Source organism: bacterium (assembly GCA_020444325.1).
In the GTDB taxonomy this organism is placed as follows: domain Bacteria; phylum Bacteroidota; class Ignavibacteria; order SZUA-365; family SZUA-365; genus BM516.
In genome coordinates this window covers 1-22248 of the sequence record JAHLLD010000003.1, presented here as the reverse complement: position 1 = coordinate 22248, position 22248 = coordinate 1, and the positions used below count along the sequence as shown (strand labels likewise).

Sequence of the window (22248 nt, the reverse complement as noted above, 5' to 3'; positions counted from 1 at the left end):
TCACGGGATTCATGGCGTTTCCACGAAGCGGTAGCCGACTCCTCTCACTGTTTCGACATATTTGCCCGCGTCACCCAGTTTCTTGCGCAATCCGACGATCTGCACGTCGACACTGCGGTCGGTCACCGGATAACCGTCACCGCGCACGGCTTCGACAATCTGCGAACGGGTAAATACCCAGCCGGGACGATTGGCGAGAAAATGCAGCACCCGAAACTCCGTGAGCGTAAGAGAGACGCCCTCGTCACCGACGAGCACTTCGTGTCTGCCGGGATTGATGACAATATCATGCACACGGAGAATCTCGCTGTCATCCGGCTGTTCCGCTTCTTTTCCTCTGCGAAGCACGGCCTTGACACGCGCAAGAAGAACGCGACGGCTGAAGGGCTTGGTTATGTAGTCGTCCGCTCCAAGCTCGAGCCCGGTCACGATATCCGCTTCCTCACTTCGGGCGGTAAGCATGATGATCGACACCTGCGCTGTCGCCGGATTGTTCTTGATGGATTTGCAGACTTCCAATCCGTCGACTCCCGGCAGCATCAGGTCAAGCAGAATGAGCTCGGGGGTGCTTGTCTTCATGTAGCTGAGTGCGTCTTCTCCGGAGATGACGCTGTCAACAGTATAACCTTCCTTGCTGAGATTGTAGCTGACGAGTTCGAGAATTTCTTCTTCGTCTTCAACTACCAGTATGCGACCTTTGCTGCTCACGTGATATCCACGGATATAGTGATACGAAACCTGATGCTAATATCGCACTCATAATGTTAGCGTTTTGTTAGCGCAATGCAAGATTTCAGTTATACCTGTACGATTCCCTTTATTATCAGGGTTTGGTCAATGTGAGGAAGCGGGTAGTCACGGAAACAACGGCAGTTGATCGCCATGCAGCCTGCGAAACGCCGATGTAGCAAGCGCGGGTCCGGTGGTGGATATCCCATGCTTCCTGCTGGCGGTACGGAAGAGTGCGGAGAGCTGTTCGGCATACACCCCCTCACCCTGCATGCGGCTGACATAGCGTTCATCGTTGAGCGCCCCGCTTCGCATCTGTCGCACGCGGGAGAGCACCTTCTCTTTCCTGTCGGGATAAAAGCGCTGCAGCCAGCCTGAGAACAGCTCCGCTACTGTACGCGGGAGCCGCAGTGGCACGAAAACGGCATAGGACGCTCCGTTGGCTGCCGCTTCCTCGAGAAGAGTGGGAATCTCACTGTCCGTCAGTGCCGGAATCACAGGCGAAAGACTGATACCGACGGGGATGCCGGCGTCCGAAAGCTGGCGCATGGCGCGGAAACGGCGTTCAGGCGTTGATGTGCGCGGCTCCAACTCCCTCGCCAGATCTGCGTCCGCGGTGGGAATGGAAATCAGGACACTGGCCGCATTGTACTGCGCAAGCTCCGCGAGCAGGTCCGCATCCCTCGTAACGAGCGCGTTTTTTGTCACCGCCTGCACGGGATTGCGAAAATCGCGCAGAACCTCAAGGCAACGGCGTGTGATTTCCAGTTCCCGTTCAATTGGCTGCCAGGGATCGGTGACGCCGCTGAGTGCCAGAGCTGTGGGACGCCAGGAGGGAGCGGACAGTTCCTTTCGCAGCAAGGTGGAAGCGTTTTCCTTGACCAGGATGCGCGTTTCAAAGTCCAATCCCGCCGAAAATCCGAGAAATTCATGAAAAGGACGCGCATAGCAGTAAGCGCAGCCGTGCTCACATCCACGGTAGGGATTGATACTTGCCTCGAAGTTGATGTCGGGACTGTCATTCCTTGCAATGATGCTTTTTGAAGCATCCCGCAGGAATTGCGTCCTCGGCGCACGCTCTTCTTCAGGGAAATCCCCCAATCGCTCGTATTCCCGCTGTTCAAAACGGTTTGCGGGATTCGAGGTAACTCCGCGTCCGCGGAAACCGTCATCGCTGTTCTTTTGCTTTCCTCTCATGAGTCTGCAGCTGTTTTCATGCATACAAAACGTTCAGAACGTGGCGTTTAGTGCCATGATGGACAGCGATTTCCACCACGGCATATAGGATAAAAGACGCATTGGTATTATCTTGAAAAAACCCTGTAAGGTGCATGTTCCGCACCTTTGAACTATAACATACGTCGATACATTAAACGCAAGGATTGCACATGAAACGGATGTTGCTGCTCGGTGACGAGGCCATCGCCCAGGGGGCGCTCGACGCCGGACTCTCCGGGGTATATGCCTATCCCGGCACCCCTTCGACGGAAATCACTGAATATATCCAGAAAGTAAAAGACGCCCGCGAACGGGGCGTGCACTCGGATTGGAGTGCGAACGAAAAGACCGCGATGGAAGCGGCGCTCGGCATGTCATACGCCGGCAAGCGCGCCATGGTATGCATGAAACATGTCGGACTCAACGTGGCGGCCGATGGTTTCGTCAATGCCGGTATTACGGGGGCGAATGGCGGACTGCTGGTGCTTGTCGCCGATGATCCTTCCATGCACTCTTCGCAGAATGAACAGGACAGCCGTTATTACGGCAAGTTCGCGCTCGTACCGATCATCGAACCTTCCAATCAGCAGGAAACTTACGAAGCCGCTGCGTACGGCTTCGAGCTTTCCGAGAAATACGGTACGCCCGTGATGGTGCGTATCACCACGCGTCTCGCGCATTCCCGCGCCGGCGTGGAACTCTCTGAAGCGAAAGCCGAGAATGAGCTGCGTCTTCCGGCGGACAAGCGGCAGTTCGTGCTGCTTCCCGCCATCGCCCGGAAAAACTACCAGTCCCTTCTCGGTAAGCAGGTCGCGTTCGAGGAAGAATCGGAAAAATCACCGTTCAACAAGTATATCGACGCCGACGATCGTTCGCTCGGCATCATCGCCTGCGGCATCGGGTACAACTACCTGATGGAAAATTACCCCGAGGGCTGTCCCCATCCCGTCCTGAAAATCAGCCAGTATCCCGCACCGCGCGATCTGATCAAGCGCATGCTCGACGAGTGCGAGCGCGTCCTGATCCTCGAAGAAGGCGCGCCCTTCCTCGAAGAGCAGATTCGTGGATTGATGGATGTCAGTTTCAACATTCTCGGTCGCCTCGACGGCACCGTGCCGCGCGCAGGTGAACTGAACCCGAATATTGTCGCGAAGTCTCTGGGACGCGAGATCACGATTACCGAGGACAAATCCGAAATCGTGCGTCCTCGTCCCCCCGAACTTTGCCCGGGCTGCCCGCATATCGACAGCTACAACGCGCTCAACCAGGCGCTTTCCGAGCTCGAACCCGGACGCGTGTTCAGCGACATCGGCTGCTACACACTCGGCGCACTCGAACCCTTCAATGCCATCAACTCCTGCGTCGACATGGGCGCATCGATCACCATGGCCAAGGGCGCCGCGGATGCCGGCCTCTTCCCTGCCGTCGCCGTGATCGGGGATTCCACCTTTACGCATTCGGGCATGACCGGACTGCTGGACGCGATTATTGAGGACAGTCCCATCACCGTCATGATTGTCGACAACGAAACCACGGGTATGACGGGCGGACAGGCAAGTTCCGCACGCGGGAAACTCGAAGACATCTGCAAGGGACTCGGTGTTCCGGAAGATCACATCCGCGTGGTCGAACCGCTGAAGAAGTACCACGACGACAACGTCGCCATGATCAAGGAAGAACTGTACCACAAGGGCGTGTCCGTGATCATCGAACGCCGCGAGTGCATTCAGACCGCGAAAATTGCCCGCAAACTGGCCAAGGAGGTGGCAAACAAATGAAACGTGACATCATCCTCGCCGGCGTCGGCGGACAGGGCATCCTGACCATCGCTACAATTATCGGCTATGCAGCCGTGGAACGCGGACTCAATCTCAAACAGGCTGAAGTACACGGCATGTCGCAACGCGGCGGCGACGTACAGTCCCACCTGCGCATCAGCGACGCACCGATTTATTCCGACCTCATTCCCGAGGGACGAGCAGACCTGATCATCGGCATCGAACCGATGGAAACGCTGCGTTACACGACCTACCTCGCCCCTGAAGGCTGGTTGATCACCAATCGCAAGCCCTTCGTCAACATCACCGACTATCCCGACTACGAAACCGTGTGGAAGGAAATCGAAGACCTCCCGCGCAGCATCCTCGTCGACGGTGAAAAACTCGCTCGCGAAGTAGCCACCGCCCGTTCGATGAACATGGTCATCCTCGGTGCCGCCTCACCCTTCCTCGACATTCCCGCCGAGGACCTCGAGTCGGCCATCAAAGCCATCTTTGCACGCAAGGGCGATGCCATCGTCGAACAGAACCTCGCAGCCTTCCGCGCCGGCCGAGCCCTCGCGGAAGAACGCAACCTCGCCACAAGTTAATACTCCCTCGCTTTTAGCAGAGTACATCTGTAACCCCCTCCAATTTCGGAGGGGGTTTTGTTTTGGAAGTCAATCTCGATTGCGATTTCGACTTCGATTTCGATTTCGACTTCGACTTCGACTTCGATTTCGACTTCGACTTCGACTTCGATTTCGACTTCGACTTCGACTTCGACTTCGATTTCGACTTCGATTTCGACTTCGACTTCGATTTCGACTTCGACTTCGATTTCGACTTCGATTTCGATCTCGAATTCGAAATCGAAATCGAAATCGAGATTCTGTATTAAAAAAAAGCCCCCATCTGTTAGCCAGATTGGGGGCTTGTCAGCAAGTACGCTAAAAGCTTACTCCACGATCTTGCCGGCGCGGAGTTCCTTTGCGAGGCGGTCGAGGCGGTAGATGTGATTGATCGCTTCGATCATGCCGGCGCTGTGGACGGAGACGGTGCGGTTGCCCATTTCCGGTGCGAAGATGAATTCGCCGGGGAGGGATTCGATGTTGCCATCGAATGCGAGGCCGACAATTTCCTTCTTGCGGTTGATGAGCGGAGATCCGCTGTTACCGCCGATGATGTCGTTGGTAGACACGAAATCGAGCGGCGTGCTCATGTCGAATTCTGCCGGAGGATTGAGCCAGCGCTCGGGAAGCGCCCACTGCTCATCGTTCGGGAAGCTGTAGTGGCGGTCGTACATGCCGTAGAAGGTAGTGTGCGACGGGGCCTTGGTACCGTTGTACTCGTAGCCGTCGACGATACCGTCGCTGATGCGCAGCGTGAACGTGGCATCGGGCGGAACGCTGGTGCCATAGACGTCGAACAGGGCGCGTCCGAGAAGCGCTTTGTTCACGGCGTCACGTGCACTGGTCTCACGGGCAACTTCCGATGCGGCCATGCGGCGCGGCGTGGCCATGCGGGCAATAACGATAAGAGGATCGTTGGAGTTGCGAATGCTCTCGGGGAAACCTTCCGCAAACTGCACATAGCGGGCGGAGTCGAGAATGATACTCTCGTTGAGCAGACGCTGCGCGGCCTGTGCCGGAGTCTGTCCCTTCAGAGCGTACTGCACCAGAGGATCACTGTCACCGAGGTAGTGCTCCATCATTCCAAGCTTCTTCTCGAGTACGAGACGCTCCATATCCATGTCAGGACTGACGGGCTTGGAGAGCGAGCGCATGGTGAGTTTCAGGGCATTGCCCTGGAAGGCCTTGGGACGCTCATCTTCGGGCTTGTCAAGTTCATAGATCATGCGGGCAAGACTCATGGCCTTGTTCAGTGACTCAGGCGCGCCGAGTACTTCAAAGCGAAGACCGAGCAGATCAGGGGCCACCGAACGAATCTTTGCATTCGATTCTTCGATCTCATCCCAGACCTGACCATACTTCGCGCTCAGCTTGGGATCAGCCATGACCGCGGCGCGGAACTTGCGGTCGAAATCCTTGCGGCGCTGCATCAGTACGTCATTCTCGAGTCCCTCCAGCTGACCCTTGTACGCCTTCTGCGAATTGGCCATGCTGAAAATGTCATTCGTGCGTTCTTCCTTCTGCTCGGGATGCAGCTTGATATAGGATTTCAGCACGTCCACATAGTCGTCGAGCAGCATGGAAATCCAGGGGAACTGCACGTCGCGGTTGAATTCGAGCTGCGCAGTGGTACTCAGACGGCTGGTGCTGCCCGGATTACCCACGGTGAACACGAGTTCGCCGTCGCTCGGTCCGTTCTGGCTCCACTTGTAATAGTGATCCGTCTTCAGCGGCTTGCCATTCTCGTCATAGACGCGGAAGAAGTTACAGTCGAGTGTGTAACGCGGATACGTGAAGTTGTCGTCATCGCCACCGAAGAACCCGAGAGAGAGTTCCGGCGAGAACACGAGACGCACATCCTCATAGCGCTTGTAGACATAAGCGGAGTACTTGCCGCCGTTGAAGAAGGTGACGAGCTGGCAGCGGTTGCCGGTTTCTTCAGCGATACGGCCTTCAATTTCGCTGATCTTGGCATCACGTGCCTGCAGGCGTGCTTCATCGGTGTCAGCGGCATCCATGGCGGCGATAACCTCGCCGGTCACGTCGCGGATTTCCACGAGCTGTTCGACGAAGAGTCCTTCTACGGGACGCTCATCTTCAAGCGTTTTGGCGATGAAGCCGTTCACGGGAAGATTCTCCCCTTCTTTCGAGACAGCTTCGACGGACTGCCGTCCGCAGTGATGGTTGGTCATGACGAGTCCGTCAGCACTGACAAAGCTCGCGGAACAATACGTCGCGAAACGCAGCGCGGACATGCGGACGTCATCCATCCACTGCTGATCCGGCGCGAAGTTATACTCTTCCTTGAAGTACTCGAGTGGCGGATAATCGAATGTCCACATCCGTCCGTTGTCGAAGCGCTGTGCTTCGATGCTCTCGAGCTTGGCCTGCTTGGCCTTCTGATACGGAGTCAGCTCCTGCGTGCTGCTGCAGCCGGCGACAAATACCAGGGCCACAATCAGCAGCAGGCCTTTCTGCACAATTGTTCGCATTGCATTACCTGTAAATGATAAAAGGTTGGAGCGTGTATTCATCCCTCATTCAGGGAGATAATAAGGTACAAAATTTCTCCGAAATCCTGTCCAATCATTGCTATACGGCCCCGAATCGGGAAAGTTACATTTCCCGCAACGACCCCCTTATGCGAAATCCCCGCGTCCCTCTTTCCACATTTACTCCCCTGATGGGGATATGGAAACAGGAACACGGGGATTCACTGCGTAATTTTCAGTTGTCGCAGATTATCAGCGGAGGTTCGGCAGTGCTCCGCGTTCGAGTTCGCGCGCGACGCGCTCAGCCTTGAAGATGTGGCGCACGGCTTCGAGAATACCCGAGGAATGCACCGATACGGTGCGGTTCCCCATGTCTTCGGCAAAGATGAAATCGCCGGGGAGGGACTCGATGTTGCCGTCGAATATGAGTCCGACGATCTCGCCCTTGCGGTTGATCATGGGGCTCCCGCTGTTTCCACCGATGATGTCATTGGTGGATGCGAAGTCCAACGGTGTACTCATGTCGAATTCTTCCGGCGGATTCTGCCAGCGCTCGGGCAGTGCCCAGGCTTCTTCGCCGGGGAAACTGTAGTGACGGTCATACATGCCGTAGAACGTCGTGTGTGCCGGAGCTTTCGTGCCGTTGTATTCATAACCCTCGACCACACCGTCCGCGATGCGGAGTGTGAACGTCGCATCGGGGGGAATATCGGTGCCATAGACGTCGAAGAGTGCGCGTCCCAGCAGTGCGCGGTTCACCTGATCGCGTGCGCTGTTTGCCTGGGACACTTCCACGGCTTCCTGGTAGCGCGGCAGCGCCATGCGTGCGGCAACGATGAAAGGATCGCGCGACTGCGTGATGCTGCTCGGTGCACCCATGACCAGGGACGCGATAGCGACGGAATCCGCAAGCTTGCTGCTGCTGAGAAGCGCCGTGGCGGCATCCTTGCAATTGCGGCCCTGCAGCAGTTCCATCATGACGGGATCGTCTGCGCCAAGCAGTTTCTTCATTGCCATGAGCTGCTTTTGCAAGGTGAGGCGCTCGAGGTCAGGATCTTCTGTGATGGGCTTGGAGAACTGCTTTTTCACAAGGTCAAGTTTCTGGCCCTGGAAAGAGTCATCACGCTCTGCTTCCGGTTTGGCGAGCTGCTCCGCCAGCACGGCGAGCTGCGAGGCTTTCGCAAAATGCTTCGAGATACCGAGTCCGCTGTTGCGGAAGCCATACAGCTCCGGTGCAATGGCGCGCGTGGCCGCGCGTGTTTCTGCGATCTCGTCCCACACGTGTCCGTACTTCTCGGCGAGTTCCGGACGCTTCATCACTTCCGCCTTGAACTGGCGATCGAAATCGCGGCGACGCTGCATGAGCACGTCGTTGCGCAGTCCGTCGAGCCGTCCCATATACGCTTTCTGTCCGTTGGCGATGCTCAGGATGTCCGTACGCATCTCTTCTTTCTTGTCCGGATGCATTTCGGTGTACGTCAGCAGCACTTCCATGCGATTGTTGAGCAGATCGGAGATGAAGGGATACTGCACATCGCGGTAGTACTCAAGCTGTTCGGTAGTGCTCAGACGGCTGGTGCTGCCGGGATTACCAACCACGAACACCGCTTCGCCTTCCGCTGCGCCTGCCTGGCTCCAGTTGAAGAAATGATCGGGTTTGTAGGGCTTGCCGTCATCATCGTAAACGCGGAAGAACGTGCAATCGAGTCCGTAGCGCGGATACGTGAAGTTGTCCCATTCCCCGCCGAAATGCGCTGCCTGGATTTCGGGGGCGAGCACGAGACGGACGTCGTTGTAGCGCTTGTAGATATACAGCGAATACTTGCCACCGTTGTACAGGGTGACGACCTGTGCGCGGTTGCCTGTTTCCTCTTCCGCGGCTGCTTTGATCTCATCGATCTTCTTGTCGCGGGCTTCGAGACGCGCCGCGGGATCTTCCACGGCGTCCATGGCGGACTGCACATCGGCGGTCACGTCACGGATGTCGACGAGCTGCTCAACGAAGAGATCGGGCACCTTGCGCTCGTCCTCGAGCGTCTCGGCGAAGAAGCCGTTGTCCAGCAGATGCTCGCCTTCTTTCTGCACCTGCACCAGCGGTGAACGCGAGCAGTGATGGTTGGTCATCACCAGTCCGTCAGCACTGACGAAGGAGGCCGAACACCAGGTGGCAAAACGCAGGGCGGACATCCGCACATCGTCGAACCATTCCTGGCCGGGATTGAAATTGTAGGTTTCCTGCAGATACTGTTTCGGGGCGTCCTCGAACGTCCACATGCGGCCGCTGTCGAATGGACCGGCCTTGATCTGTTCGAGTTTCTCTTTTTTCGCCTTCTCGTATGACGACATGCTGCTGGAGCCGCAACCGGCCAGCAGAACCACGGTCATCATGACGGCGACGGAACGAAGTACGTTACGTAGCATCATGTGCATGAATTTCCTGTTCGTGAAACATATTTTTTTCGGTGGGTATCTTCGATTTTCTCAGCGGATAAAATACGAAATTCTCCTCAGAATCCGGTCCCGCGCAGCATCGCAGCCCGCGGACTAAGGCATTTCGAGATAGTGGTCCGGGATGGAACTCCCTTCCCTCTCCTCATCCCACAACACACTGAGTATCCACCACCGCGATCCGTCATGATACAGCTGAATGCTGTTGATGCCGCGTGCAAACGGCAGAGGATCCTCGGCGTGTTCAAAGCTTTCGTAGGTGCTGAACACATGCGCGATATGCCCGAATCTCTCCACCCTTCTGCCGATTTCCCGTTCGTGGAAACTCCCGGATTCGAAGTATTTGGTGGCCGAGCGGATATAGTCATCCACGCTCACCGTGCGCAGCTGCACGTCATCTTTCCCTTTCCACACCACGGGCTGCAATCGCGCGCTCTGCGTGAACAGCGCCCGCAGCCTGTCCCAATCATCCTTCTCCCCCGCGCGACCGCTGACTGAAGCGTACAGAGCGCGTACGATGGCGTCGATGGAGGAATGATCAGAGGCGCGGAAACTGCGCTTCCCGCCATCCGGCCGCTGCGTATGGGCGCTGGTCGCGGGAGCATGGAAAAGCAGGATGAGGAAAAGCGTGCAGAGGCTGAGGGAGACGTAAGCAATGCGCATCGTGACCTCGCGTGGTGAAGGGATACAGCAGTATTCGTGAAAACAGGGGAAAAGTTTCCGGGAAAATGCATGTACAGCCATCCCTCGCGGGCACCCTCGTTGGCGGACGCCTGCGCTGACGAGCGCATGCACTTGCGAGCACCCCCGTTACCAGTCTCCGGACATCACCAGCGCGATCTGATGATTGTTGAAATCGTGATAGGCGTTGTTCGACTGATTGCGGATGAAGTTGTAGGCGAGTCCGATCGAAAGTCCCTTTCCCTGCGCATTGCGGAAGAACGGATACAGTGCCTGCAGGCGAAAAACGAAGCGGCGATCCTTGCGCTGCGGATATCCTTCAAAGGGTTGTCCCAACAGGTCAGTTGCTGTCCGGGGATAATCCTTCCACAGGTATTCGACGGCGTTCATCGTGCGAATGTCCCCGAACACTGTGCCGTCGAGCCGAAGACGAAGTTCGTGGGATTGATAGCCATAGCGGTCGTCAAAAATCTCATCCTCGGTGAGTCCGATAAAGGCCTCTTCGTTTACGTAGCGCGCATCGCTGCTCGGATTCGTTCTGCGCAGCCAGGAGAGGACGAGAGGGGCCGAGGAACTGAGATGAAACACCACACCGGTCGAAATTGTGAACTGCGTCGTTGATGGGGTGGAGAATCGGGAAATCACCGCGACGGGCGGTTTTACTCCTCCCTTGCCCTTCCCGGGTTTGCCGTCGGTTACCCATGTCGTATCGCTGACGGTTTCGGTGTACATCTTGTGTCCCGCATCCAGCGCAACGAAACCGTCCATCGCCTTCGCCAGGGGATGACTGAGCACCACACCGCCGTTGACTTCGAAATGGTTGAACTGCGTGAGATTGGGATAGCTCTTGAGCTGCGTGGTGACATGCAGCATGCTCATCAGCTCGCCGCTCACATGCCGGCGAAGACGCAGGAGCAGCGAAGCGCGGCGGAAGTCATAGAAATCCCAGTTGTCGTGATCAAACCGCGCGCCGACCTGCGGGATGACGAAAAGATATGTCACAAGACTGTCGCTGAACTCCTCCGCTGGAGGTGGTGCGGGAACGGGACCTCTAACGGTGTTGGATTGCAAACTGCTGTACTCCGCTTCCTCCTCAGCGCCATCATCGGACAGGTAATCAAGCTGAAACTGCGAGTATCCTCCCACGGTGTGCACGTGATACGTGCGGTCGCTGTAGGTGCGGAAAAGCACAAGGGCGCCATAGTAATATCCCTGCATGTAGGCGGAGCCGGACTGCGTTCCGGCAGTCAGCGCGCCGAACAGTGCATGATACACGTCTTCCCGCTTCTCGTAGAAGGAAAAGCTGTTGTCGTCATAGGTGCTGGATGTGTAGAGGGAAAACCCGACCTGCGCTGTGGCACTGGAAGTCAGCATGAGAAAGCCCAGGATGAGGTACTGCAGTCTCATACCGCATCCCTCCCCTTGTCCTGCGCAAAACGCACGGTTTTCGCCCAGGTCATACGCTCCTTCTTGATCACATCCATATAAAACGCTTTTGCGACGACGAACAGCCAGAGCTGACAGTACACAAGATACATCGCACCGATGAGAAGGAAGGCGACGAAACTGTCCTCACGATCATACGACAGTGCCAGCATGATTTCCGCGTAGAACAGGACGATAGCCATGATCCACACAAGTGTGTACGGGCCCGGCAGTGGTATGGCGATCACACCCGAAGCCGCGAGTATGAACATCAGGTCGGAAATCACAATGGCAATGAAGAAGATATAGTACAACGCCACGGCATTGAACACCTCGAAGCGCAGACGGCGGCTCTTGAGATCCTTCCACTGGGAAAGGAATTTCTTCGACACATAGTTATTGCCTCGTACCCATCGCGTCCGCTGTTTGATCCAGACGCTCCAGGTTTCCGGTTCCTGCTCGAAGGTGACGGCGTAAGGGATGACCTTGATCTTCCATCCCTTCATGTACATGCGGATGCTCAGCTCGGAGTCCTCGGTAATGGCGTCCTCATCCCAGCCTCCGAGTTCTTCGACGATCTCGCGTCGGATGACAAAGTTCGTACCCGGCAGCGTGGCGATGCGCATCAGCTTCCAGCGTCCCGCCTGGAGAATAGACTGAAAACTCAGGGTTTCGATATTGATGAAGCGCGTCAACAGGGTGCGGTTCTTGTTCACCGTGCGGAATTTCCCGAGCACGGCGCCCAGCTCGGGATGCTCGACCAGCTGCGCGCTCAGGTGACGCAGCGCATCGGTGGCGGGAGTATTGTCCGCATCATAGATGGCGATGACGGGAAAGCGCGCCTGGCGGAAGCCGAGGTTGAGCGCCCGCGATTTCCCCTTCCCTCCTTCACCCGCGGGAACGTCGTAGCAGATCACACGTGCGTCCTCTGCTGCATGTGCGCGTACAATGTCACCAGTACCGTCGGATGAGCCGTCATTGATCACAATGATCTCCAGTCGATCTTCGGGATATTCCAGCGCCCGCATGGCAGTGAGTGTGGCGTCGATGACCACTTCCTCGTTGTGGGCGGGAATGAGTATGGATACGCCGGGCAGCCGGTCGTCTTCGACATGGACCTCCCTGCGTTCTTTCAGAGAGGACGAATGATGCAGATACCCCGCGAGGGTCAACAGCAGCTGCCATGCGATCATGAACCAGATCAGGATGACAGCGAGGACGAAGAGTCCGTTCACAACAAGTTGCAGGATTTCACTCATCGCGACCTCACGATCTGCGGCGGTGCGGTGGGCAGCGGATGCCGCCTGCGCCGAATGCGCGTGACGATGTACAGTAGTCCGAGCAGCACCAGCGCTACGGCGCCAAAGAGCACGATAAGAGTAGATGACCACAAACTGGTGAGGTCGATGCTGTAGGAAACGGCGCCACTGGTAATAATCTGCACGCGGTGCTCACCGTCAGGCAGTCGCACGCTGTAACGCATGATGCCCTCGCGCACGGGCAGTTCACGTTTTTCCCCGTCAATCAGAATCTCCACGGGTTTTTTGTTGATGGTGACATAACAGCGTTCGGCAGAGCGATAGGTGAAGGAGACGCTTCGCTCACCCTCATCCAGAGAAAGCAGCGTTCCCGTGCAGCTGAGCAGCGTGGCGTGAAGCACACCGGATTCGAGCAGCGCTTCCCCCTGCGATTCGAGCTGCACGTGATGGCGTCCCGCGGGAATGAGGAAGCGTCCGTCCCCCGCCGACGTGCGCAGTGCGCCGTCGATGAGCACGTACTTCTGTGATGGACTCAGTTCCAGTGTGACGGCGTGGGGTGAAAATATCTCATAGCCGCCGGGCACATGCTTCCAGCGTACTTTTCCGGTGGACGCATAGCTGAGCATTGGGAAGTCATGGGGATTGATGCTCGATTCCGCATACACGACCGTGCGATCGACTTCACTGCTCGCGACCTGGTAGAGAGAGAATGCTTCGATGCCCGATTGCACAAGTGTCGGGAACATCGTGGGCGTTTCTTTGCTGCGGAAGGAGAGAATATTGATATCCAGCGCAAAATCATCACCCATCAGCTGCCGGTATCGGCTGGCGATCGCATGGTACCGCCGCGGGGATTCCGACCAGCGGGCCATGGGATCCTCGACGATAAGTGTAAACGGATACTCCTCGTCAAGAGCGATGATGCGTTCTATGTCGATGCCCTGTGATGCACGCAATCCTGGCGAGCCAAGATTGTCGAGCATGGTGACGAGCACGGAGAAGCCCGGACGCTCATTGCGGATTTCATACGCGAGTTGCAGCAGCCGCCGGTGCATGTCGACGACCTTCTGGACGCGGTAATCCTCGAACAGGCGCAGGGCGCGGGGATTGTCTTTCCAGTAATATCTTCCACCCTGTTCAAACAGAAGGGCGGGATCGAAGCCCTGCAGCGCAGCGAACTCCTTTCGTGCGCTGGGATGCATGGGCGCATAGTTGCCGGGTTCGGCTGGACCCCGTACGTCGGATTCGAAATAGGTCTCAGCGATGTTCACGCCGTCGAAATCATGCTGACGCAGGAAGCTTGCGTATTCACGCATCATGGCGCCGACACAGGCGGAATCCGTCATCGCGAGCGGATAGCGCCACGACGCACGGTTATCTTTCCCGTACACATTTTTCTCACGCCACTCGGGATGTTCCTCCCAGAATTTGTGACTGATCTGCGGGGGTTCGAGCCAGGCGTAGATGAGGATGCCATTCTCGTGACAGAGTCGTACGAGCCGCTCGTAGTCGTAGGTGTATGTATGGTAATCGTGCCAGGAGCCGACATACACCGCGCGCACGCCATGCGTGACCCAGCGACGAACCAGGGATTCGACAGGAATCGCGCTGCGGAAGCCCGGGTCGAAATACACTTCGAGAGCGTCCCTGCGAAATACCGGATGCAGATCCATATCCTTCGCCACGTACTGGATGAGGAATGGATACCGGCTGACACCCATATCGGTGTGCGGATCGAGACGCGTCCCGAGATACAGAAAACGTCCTTCCCCGAACGCGCGACTGATCACCACCGGCGCTTCTGTTTCAGGGTCCGCTGCATAGATAACGTCGTCACTCTCCACCTCGAATTTTCTGAACGCGGTGGATTCGTTCCAGAGCACATCGTCTTCCGGATACAGCCGCTCGCGCAATCCGGTGAGGCGAACGCTTGTGCCGGTGTATTTCATCCCAAGTTCGAGCGAGAACTCGTTGTGACCGTCCGTCACCGCACGTCCCCCGTGCCGAATCCATTCCACCAGCTCACTGAACTGCGGGTTGCGCAGGTTCTCCACCGCGGCGTAGGGGACGGCGAGCAGGCGACAGTATTCTTTCCTGAACCTGCCACCCAGGTGCAGCGTGTCAACCTTCGCACCGACGCTCTGGAAAGCGGCGGCGAAGCTCTGCTGATCCCGCATCGCTCCTCCTGTCGCCGTGCTGTCCCACAGCACGGTCACCGAAAGCTCATCGCGCGTATCCTCCTCGGTGAACAGGTCGTCATACCATGAGCGCAGCGTACGCTTGACGCTGGTGAACAATCCTTCGTCATACTGTTTGATTTCTGTCGGTGTGGCCAGATAGAGCTGTCCATCCTCCAGCGTGATCTTCCGCTTCACAAGTCCCGTCTGCCGCGCCGAGGAAACTTCCGTACGCAGCACTTCCCCATCACGGGCGAACCAGTATTCCCGCAGGTATTGATCACGCAGTTCAATGGCAATTTCCCCGCCACCGGTGAGTATGGCTTTGTCCTGCAGCTGCACACGGTTGTACATGCGCTGCGGATCGATGAAGGTGAAACCGCGTTCGCGAATGCCGCGCACCAGGCGACGCAGGTTTTCGTGAGGGACGAAGGAATGGAAAAAGAACGACGCAAAGCCGTCGCGCACGGCGTAGTTCACATCCGCGTGTCCCAGCATGAAGCCCACCTGTCTGCGCGCGACCTCCGGGTCGCCCGGATCGAGCTGTACGTAGCCCAGGTTCTCGGGATAGATTTTCTGTCCATGTATATCGCGATAAATGATATACGGGAAGATCTGTCCATACGCCGCGCTGTTGATGGCGCTGCGCTGTTCCATGGCGGAGGAAAAAATCGTGGCAACGCCGTCATACGTGGTCATCGAGCCCGTGTAATGCGGGGTTTCCCAGATGATCGGGTATATGCCGTTTCGGATGCATTCTTCGAGGCTGTTCGTGATTTTGGAACGGACATACTGCACGGTTTCGTCCTTGATGGGCCCCCCGGCATTGATATCCCAAAACTCGTAATCCGCCGCAGTGATGCCGCGGTACTGATGCGTGGCGCCGTGCAGTGTCACCGCCCCGCCCTTCTCGACCATGTAATGGATCGCATCCACGAAATCCGGCTTGTCCGTCAAACTCACCCGTATGCCGCGTTCGGGATTGATGTAATACGGAATGAGTGCAATGAGGAAAGGAACGCCTTCATCTTCGAGAAGATCCGCCAGGTCACGCAGACGGTCCGGATCCTCGAGGGGATGCACGTCCTCAATCCGCACGATGGCGCGATGTGATTCGGGATGATCTTCGCCAAGTATGTCATGCAGCATGTCGGCGAACAGCAGGTAGCGGTCGCGCTCATCTGCCAGTGCGAAGGGGGAATCTGCGACGTACCAGAACTTTCCGCTTTGCATGATGTAGGGTGTCGAACCTTTGCGGCGGTTTTCCGCAATGGCGTGCACCGTGCATTTCGTGGCGTCGGTCACGCGGCAGAGTGTGATGTTGGGCTCCGACTTGGTGAACATCTGCTCACCTCTAAACACGCGGGACCAGCCCTGGACGGTATCTACTCGTTCAGGATGGAAACCGTAGCGCGCATCGAGATCATACTGTTCTGCGTAATGCAGGATACCGGTATGCAGCCACACCGCAGTGCGTTTCCGTTTATGCAGATTCTGCATAAATATTTTCGGCGTGCGGCAATCCAGCGTGTAGCCAATGAAAAACACGGCGTCGAAAGCATCCATGTCCCCGTCCCGGTACTCCTCCACACTTCGCACATCGGTGTCGGTGTGAAAGTGTCCCATAAGCTGCGCGAGCTGATATGCATCGCCTCGTCCCAGATTCTCCTCGCGGGCGGGACCCTCGAAATACACGACGACGCGTTGCGTGGTGACGGAATCGGTACGGGATGGCATCGTGCTCTTCATCTGTGCCGGCATCTGCAACGGCAGAATGAACAGCCCGAAGAGTATCGTCAGGAATGGAATTTTCATGTTTCTCATTTCATCACCTGCAGAATGATTGAGGTGATGTGATTGGTGTTACGTGCGACAAGCAGGTAGCTGCCGGTGGAGGGAAAGAGCGATCCCGAAAGCTGCATGCGCGCATCATTCATTTCTGATATGGAAAAGGCACGAAGCAGGCGTCCTGACATATCGTAGACGTCCAGCTCCGCGACACCGTCAGGCAGGAGCAGTGTGACGTTGCCGTGTGAGGGACGCGGCCAGGCTTCAAGTTTCCAGTCGCCGGGTTCTGCTGTGCCAACGAGGCGGAGTTCAGGACTGTATTCCGTGCTCCCGTCCATATCCACCATGCGCAATCGCCAGGCTGTTCCTGCAGTCGCGACGAGGCAGTCCCGCCACTGATATTCCGCTGATGCGGTGCGAAGGGAGGAGCTGGATTTGACGAAGCCGATTTCCTCCCAGCCGGTCGCATCCAGTCGCTCAATCGCATAGCCGAGCAATGCCTGCTCATCCTCAACCAGCCAGTGCAGCTGCACGCAGCCATCGATCTCGCTCGCGGTGAATGCACGGAGGGTAACGGGATAGGGATACGTGCCGTTGCGCAACACGGTACCGTAATCCCCCACCACATACACATTTCCCCCGTGCGCATCGGCGCTGTAAAGGGTGTGCTGCGCATGGGAAATCTCGCGCACCCATGTCTGTCCGAAATTGCTGGTGCGCATAATGGTGCCGTCTTCCCCTACTGCGGCGTACTCATTCGGTGCGGGATGTGTAAGATGGAAGAGGGCCGCGGTGGTGCCGCCGGGACAATCGGTCCAATGCTGTCCACCGTCCGTTGTGCATGAGAGCGTCCCGTCATCCCCACAGAGCATGCCGCGATTGCCGTCGCGGATGACATGAAACAGCGCATCCTGCGTCCAGCTCTGCTGATGTGACCAGGTGTACCCCCCATTCGTGGTGCTGAGCACCTTGCCGTTGGTACCCACGATCGTCCCGTGATCACTGTCGGTGAAATGCACACCGAGGAGGCTTTCCAGCGTTCCACTCGCCACCGGATACCAGCCAGCACCGCCATTCGTGGTCTTGATGATGCGTCCCGTGCTGCCGACGATATAGCCTGTATCGCTGTCGAGCATATCTACCGCATTGAGCGCAACGGATGTCCCGCTGGCTATTGAGGACCAGTTGTAGCCGCCATTTGTTGATCGCAGCACCAGTCCCCCGTTCCCACAGGCAAGCAGCGTTTGTCCATTGATATTGTCGATCCCGTACAGCGGCTGCATCACCGGTTGCGCGCGCAGCTGCCAGCTGATACCGCCGTTGGTGGACGCGAGCACTTCTCCATCGGAAGTCACTGCCCACGCGGTAGATGGAATCGCGGCCGTGACAGCATTGATGCTGCTGCGCGTCCCTGACGTGACCATGGAGAAGCCGTTGTTGTTGACCGAGCGCAGGATAACGCCGTAGAGTCCCACTGCCACGGTACTCGCACCCTGGAGGGCCAGACCTTCGAGTCCATAGCTCGTACCCGACGTGACCGTCGACCAGTAAGCACCCCCGTTCGTGCTGCGATAGATCGCTCCGCTTTCCCCAGCCGCGTAGCCATTCTGTCGATCGGAGAAGCGTACCTTGTTGAGATCTGCAGACGTCCCGTTGTTGGTCATGCGCGACCATGTCGTCCCACCATCGGTGGAACGAATGACACCACCACCGGTACCGACTGCCCAGCCATAACTGGCATCCACAAAAAACACATCGATCAGGTCGCTGGAAAACTGTCCGGGAAACACCTGCCGTGCGGTCCAGCTGACCCCACCATTCGTCGTCTGCACGATGGTCGTCCCACTCCCGACGGCAACACCATTCTGCGTGCTGGTGAAAAACACCCCGTTGAGGTTATTGCTCGTCCCTGTGCTGCGCGGGGTCCATGTCGCTCCGCCATTACTCGTCGTATGCAGCAAACCCGCATCACCGACGAAGGCGGCGAAGGAGGAATTGACCGCGTGCACGGTGTTGATTCCCGCCGTGGTGCTGCTGTTCTGCTTCTGCCAGGTGAGGCCCCCGGTCGAGGTATGGAGTACGACACCATTGTCGCCGACCACGTAGGCGGAATATGCAGAAAGTGCATAAACCCCGCGGAAAATATCCTCCCTATGGCTTTCCTGGTTTGACCAGCTGCTGCCACTGTCCGTGCTTTTGATAATCACTCCGGCGGCACCGACGGCCCAGCCCGTGCTGCTGCCCGGCGCGAAATGGACGTTCCAGAGATCATTCCCCTGTGGCGAAGGATGCCGCCATTCCCATTGCGCGTGCAGGGATGGGGACAGAAAGCATAGGAAAACAATGAGTGTGATATATCTCATGTGACAGGTACTATTCTACTATGATCATTCGTGTTTCAATTCTTCTGCCGCTGCGGAGGAGCAGCAGGTAGGCGCCGGACTGCGGAAAGGCTTCCCTCACGAGCGTGAAGCTCGCGCCCGCGTGCGCATCCGTCTGTTGACGGGAAAAAATCTCTCTTCCCAGCATATCGAAAACGCGCAATTCCGCGTCCCTCACATCCCGCGCGAGCTGAAGCTGCGAGGTCGACCGAAGGGGATTCGGATACAGTGCGCGCACAAGCGAGCTTTCGGGGGCTGGACGATCATTGATTCCGGTGGATGCATCATTCCATGTCAGCACCGTAGCATAATCCCCTGAAATCCATCCGCGATGCGGAGAGATGAAATCGAGTCCGAAAAGGTCGTATCCCGTCCTTGCGTAGTGACGTATCCAGTTCGCCCCGGCATCAGTGCTCTGCAGCACCAGTCCATCATCCCCGATGGCCCACAGGGCGTTGCGCGTGGGAGTGCTGACGACGTACACAGCGGTGCTTACCCCGCTGTTCTGCTTCGTCCAGCTCGCACCGGCATCCGTCGTATGCAGAATCGTGCCGACTTCACCTACGACCCAGCCCTCCGCATCGGATACGAAGCTCGGCCAGTACAGCGTACTCTGCACGGGGGATTGCTGCATGCTCCAGTCCGATCCGCCATCAAAAGTTGTGTGCAATCGTCCTCCATCCGCAGCCACGACGACATGCTGTTCGGAAACCGCATCGAGGCCGAAAAGATAATCCTGCGTTCCGCTTTCCTGCCGCACCCAGCTGGAGCCACCGTCCGTTGTTTTGAGCACGATCCCCAGTTCCCCGACGGCCCAGCCGACGGAGGGGGACACAAAATCCACAGCCAGCAGGATGTTGGTGAACGCGTTTTCCTGCTGCGTCCATGTGTTCCCGCCGTCCGACGTATGCAGTATCACACCCGCTTCGCCTACGCACCATGCTTCGGCGGCCGACACGGCTTTCCCACCGTAGAGACTGTTGCCGAGCAGCGCCGTTTCTTCGCGCCAGGATGCGCCGCCATCTGATGTATGGATGATCATACCATACTCCCCGAAGCACCATCCGTCGTTTTCCGTCGCGAAGCTGGTCCAGTTCGCCGATCTGCGGGTTTCCGGGTTCATGACAGACCAGGAGAATCCGCCATCCGTGCAGCGCAGCATATGTCCGAATTCTCCGCCCGCCAGCAGCGTTCCTGAGGCCGAGGTGACACCTTCGATAACCGATTCCGGCAGCAGCACGGGAAGCTGCGTCCAGTTCACCCCGCTGTCCGACGTCCGCAGCAGCGTCCCGCCGTCCCCGCCGATATACAGCTCGGAAGGAGGAAGCAGATGAATCCCGTTCAGATGCCGCGATACGCCCGTCTGCTGTTTCTCCCAGCGAAAGCCACCGTTCACGGTATGGTACACACTGCCACGCGTGCCGCAGATCCAGCCATTGGAAGCGTCAGAGAAGACAATGTCGAACAGATCTTCCGGGGGATTGATTTTCCGGCTTTCCCAGCTGGCACCGGCATCGGAGGAAAACAGCGCGGTGCCGGATTCGCCGACGATCCAGCCGTGACTTTCATCAGCAAATGTGATTGCATTCAGGAAAACATTGACACCCGAGAACACCGTGTTCCACGTCGCACCATCATCCGTTGAACGAATGATGGTGCCGCCGTCGCCGCAGGCCACCACCGTCTGCGCACCCACCTGGGCGATGTCGTTGAGTCCCATGGTGGTGATGGACTGCCTGTCCTTCCAGAACAGTCCCCCATCCGTGCTCTCCAGCAGAATCCCGTTGTCCGCCACGCACCAGAAGTGATCATCCCGTGATACATCCGCGCTGATCACATCGTCCGTCAATCCGTACATCGTATTCCGCCAGCTCTGACCGGCATCCGTCGACCGCAGCACCGTCCCGTACCGTCCTGTCGCAATCACAACGCCGGACGGAGAACTCTGCATCGACAGCAGCATATTCCCCTGCGGCGCAGGATGCTGCCATTCCAGCACAATCTGCCCCGACAGCGCGGCAGGAATGAGAAAAGCACAAAGCAACAGCAACGGCAGACGTCGCAGCCGAAAAAGGGACGCGGTGTGTGGCATCAGATGAACTATGATGAATGGGTAATAAAATTAGCTCGAACACCACGGCAGGCGATTTCGTGGGTGTTCGTTTCCTCGCCTTTCAGATTTGCTGGCAGGCTGCATACAACCCGCCGAATTCACAGTCTGGCTGCCTTATAATAGCAAGCACAGCCGCAGAAAACAATGAAAATGGATTGGTACAAGCATTTTGAGCCCCTGCGGGGGCGCGGGAGCCGCGCTGCGGCGCTTGAGTTCTCGCTTCGCTCGAACGCGGGAGCCCCTGCGGGGCGCGAGAGACAAGCTTTATGCACGAGTTTCAGCGATTTTTGAGTTTTAGGCTATGTTAAAAATAAATTTTAACACGCCCTAAAATTCATGTTGATGCGTACAGGGATCCTCGACTGCACTCGAACGAATTCGATTTCGATTTCGACTTCGATTTCGACTTCGATTTCGATTTCGATTTCGATTTCGATTTCGACTTCGATCTCGATTTCGATTTCGATTTTCCGGCTTCGTTTCGCTTCGCTCAACTACGCCGCGACAGGCGATTTCGAACTCGTATTCGTATTAGAGGTCTATCCATCTCCTGTTGCGAATACGGTTACCGCTACCTACTATGAATTGAGCGGATTTACCGCATTGGTAGAGTATAGGACACAACATGGCCGGAGATGTGACGAAAGAGAGCTTCGAGGAACTGTCCCACACCGCGGACACCGGTATCCGTGCGCGCAGTGCATCGCTCTCGGGCGTATTCGAGCAATCTGCCCGCGGCATGTTCGCGCTCATTCTCCCCGATCCCCCTCTGATTGAGTCCACCGGACGACAGACCCTTTCCATCGAAGCGCCTTCCGGCGAGGAACTGCTGCACGCCCTGCTCTCTGAGCTGCTCTTCCTCCACGCCGTCCTTCGCGTCCTTCCCGTCACGTATGCAGTTTCTGCATATTCTGATGTATACGGCTGGCACTGCACGGCGGACATCGCCTACGGTGACATGACTTCAGCCGTTCAGGCACAAGCGACTGAGATCAAAGCAGTTACCTGGCATGGCCTCACCCTGCGCATGGATGAGTCCGAGTGGATCGCTGAAGTGATATTCGATACGTAGCTGTCGCGTGCGCTGCGCTGCGCGAGAGCGAAGGCGAGAGCGAAGGCGAGAGCGAAGGCGAGAGCGAAGGCGAGAG

The 22248-nt window shown here is 57.2% G+C and carries 15 protein-coding genes; 4 read left to right on the top strand and 11 right to left on the bottom strand.

Annotation, left to right across the window (positions count from 1 at the left end):
- Positions 1 to 9: 9 nt before the first annotated feature.
- Together KQI65_04855 and KQI65_04850 are read right to left on the bottom strand one after the other, a co-directional pair.
- Positions 10 to 708 carry a response regulator transcription factor gene (locus tag KQI65_04855; GenBank protein MCB2204057.1) on the bottom strand — a complete coding sequence of 233 codons (699 nt, stop codon included), beginning with the start codon at positions 706 to 708 and terminating at the stop codon, positions 10 to 12.
- 147 nt (positions 709 to 855) lie between these two features.
- Complete coding sequence (locus KQI65_04850; GenBank protein ID MCB2204056.1) at positions 856 to 1926, bottom strand: PA0069 family radical SAM protein; 1071 nt, start codon at positions 1924 to 1926, stop codon at positions 856 to 858.
- Positions 1927 to 2117: 191 nt separating this feature from the next.
- Between KQI65_04850 and KQI65_04845 the strand changes: the two genes are divergently transcribed.
- The 3 genes from KQI65_04845 to KQI65_04835 all read left to right on the top strand — a co-directional run bounded on the left by KQI65_04845 (position 2118) and on the right by KQI65_04835 (position 4605).
- Positions 2118 to 3725, top strand: a complete 1608-nt coding sequence (locus KQI65_04845; protein ID MCB2204055.1) for an indolepyruvate ferredoxin oxidoreductase — start codon at positions 2118 to 2120, stop codon at positions 3723 to 3725.
- Positions 3722 to 4315: an indolepyruvate oxidoreductase subunit beta gene (locus KQI65_04840; GenBank protein ID MCB2204054.1), complete on the top strand. Its 594-nt coding sequence runs from the start codon at positions 3722 to 3724 to the stop codon at positions 4313 to 4315. Before KQI65_04845 ends, KQI65_04840 begins: the two co-directional genes overlap by 4 nt.
- Before the next feature lie 62 nt (positions 4316 to 4377).
- The gene (locus KQI65_04835; protein MCB2204053.1) at positions 4378 to 4605 is read left to right on the top strand and encodes a hypothetical protein; all 228 of its coding nucleotides are present in this window, start codon (positions 4378 to 4380) and stop codon (positions 4603 to 4605) included.
- A gap of 57 nt (positions 4606 to 4662) precedes the next feature.
- Here the strand turns inward: KQI65_04835 and KQI65_04830 are convergent, their stop codons facing one another.
- The 9 genes from KQI65_04830 to KQI65_04790 all read right to left on the bottom strand — a co-directional run bounded on the left by KQI65_04830 (position 4663) and on the right by KQI65_04790 (position 21594).
- A complete protein-coding gene (locus KQI65_04830; protein ID MCB2204052.1) occupies positions 4663 to 6828 on the bottom strand; it encodes a S46 family peptidase in 2166 nt (721 codons plus the stop codon).
- Between the two features lie 252 nt (positions 6829 to 7080).
- A complete protein-coding gene (locus tag KQI65_04825) occupies positions 7081 to 9258 on the bottom strand; it encodes a S46 family peptidase (GenBank protein ID MCB2204051.1) in 2178 nt (725 codons plus the stop codon).
- A gap of 114 nt (positions 9259 to 9372) precedes the next feature.
- Complete coding sequence (locus KQI65_04820; GenBank protein ID MCB2204050.1) at positions 9373 to 9939, bottom strand: hypothetical protein; 567 nt, start codon at positions 9937 to 9939, stop codon at positions 9373 to 9375.
- A 147-nt stretch (positions 9940 to 10086) separates the two neighbouring features.
- Positions 10087 to 11364, bottom strand: coding sequence for a hypothetical protein (locus KQI65_04815; GenBank protein ID MCB2204049.1), 1278 nt, complete (start codon positions 11362 to 11364; stop codon positions 10087 to 10089).
- On the bottom strand, positions 11361 to 12641 hold the full coding sequence (locus KQI65_04810; protein ID MCB2204048.1) for a glycosyltransferase family 2 protein: 1281 nt from the start codon (positions 12639 to 12641) through the stop codon (positions 11361 to 11363). Before KQI65_04810 ends, KQI65_04815 begins: the two co-directional genes overlap by 4 nt.
- Entirely contained in the window at positions 12638 to 16642 is a 4005-nt protein-coding gene (locus KQI65_04805) for a polysaccharide deacetylase family protein (protein ID MCB2204047.1), read from the bottom strand. Before KQI65_04805 ends, KQI65_04810 begins: the two co-directional genes overlap by 4 nt.
- Entirely contained in the window at positions 16639 to 18969 is a 2331-nt protein-coding gene (locus tag KQI65_04800) for a hypothetical protein (GenBank protein ID MCB2204046.1), read from the bottom strand. The genes KQI65_04805 and KQI65_04800 overlap by 4 nt, the downstream gene beginning before the upstream one ends.
- Before the next feature lie 10 nt (positions 18970 to 18979).
- Entirely contained in the window at positions 18980 to 21079 is a 2100-nt protein-coding gene (locus tag KQI65_04795; GenBank protein ID MCB2204045.1) for a T9SS type A sorting domain-containing protein, read from the bottom strand.
- Between the two features lie 338 nt (positions 21080 to 21417).
- The gene (locus KQI65_04790) at positions 21418 to 21594 is read right to left on the bottom strand and encodes a hypothetical protein (protein MCB2204044.1); all 177 of its coding nucleotides are present in this window, start codon (positions 21592 to 21594) and stop codon (positions 21418 to 21420) included.
- Between the two features lie 131 nt (positions 21595 to 21725).
- Here KQI65_04790 and KQI65_04785 point away from each other — a divergent pair, with 131 nt between their 5' ends.
- The gene (locus tag KQI65_04785; protein MCB2204043.1) at positions 21726 to 22172 is read left to right on the top strand and encodes an archease; all 447 of its coding nucleotides are present in this window, start codon (positions 21726 to 21728) and stop codon (positions 22170 to 22172) included.
- The last annotated feature ends 76 nt before the right edge of the window (positions 22173 to 22248 follow it).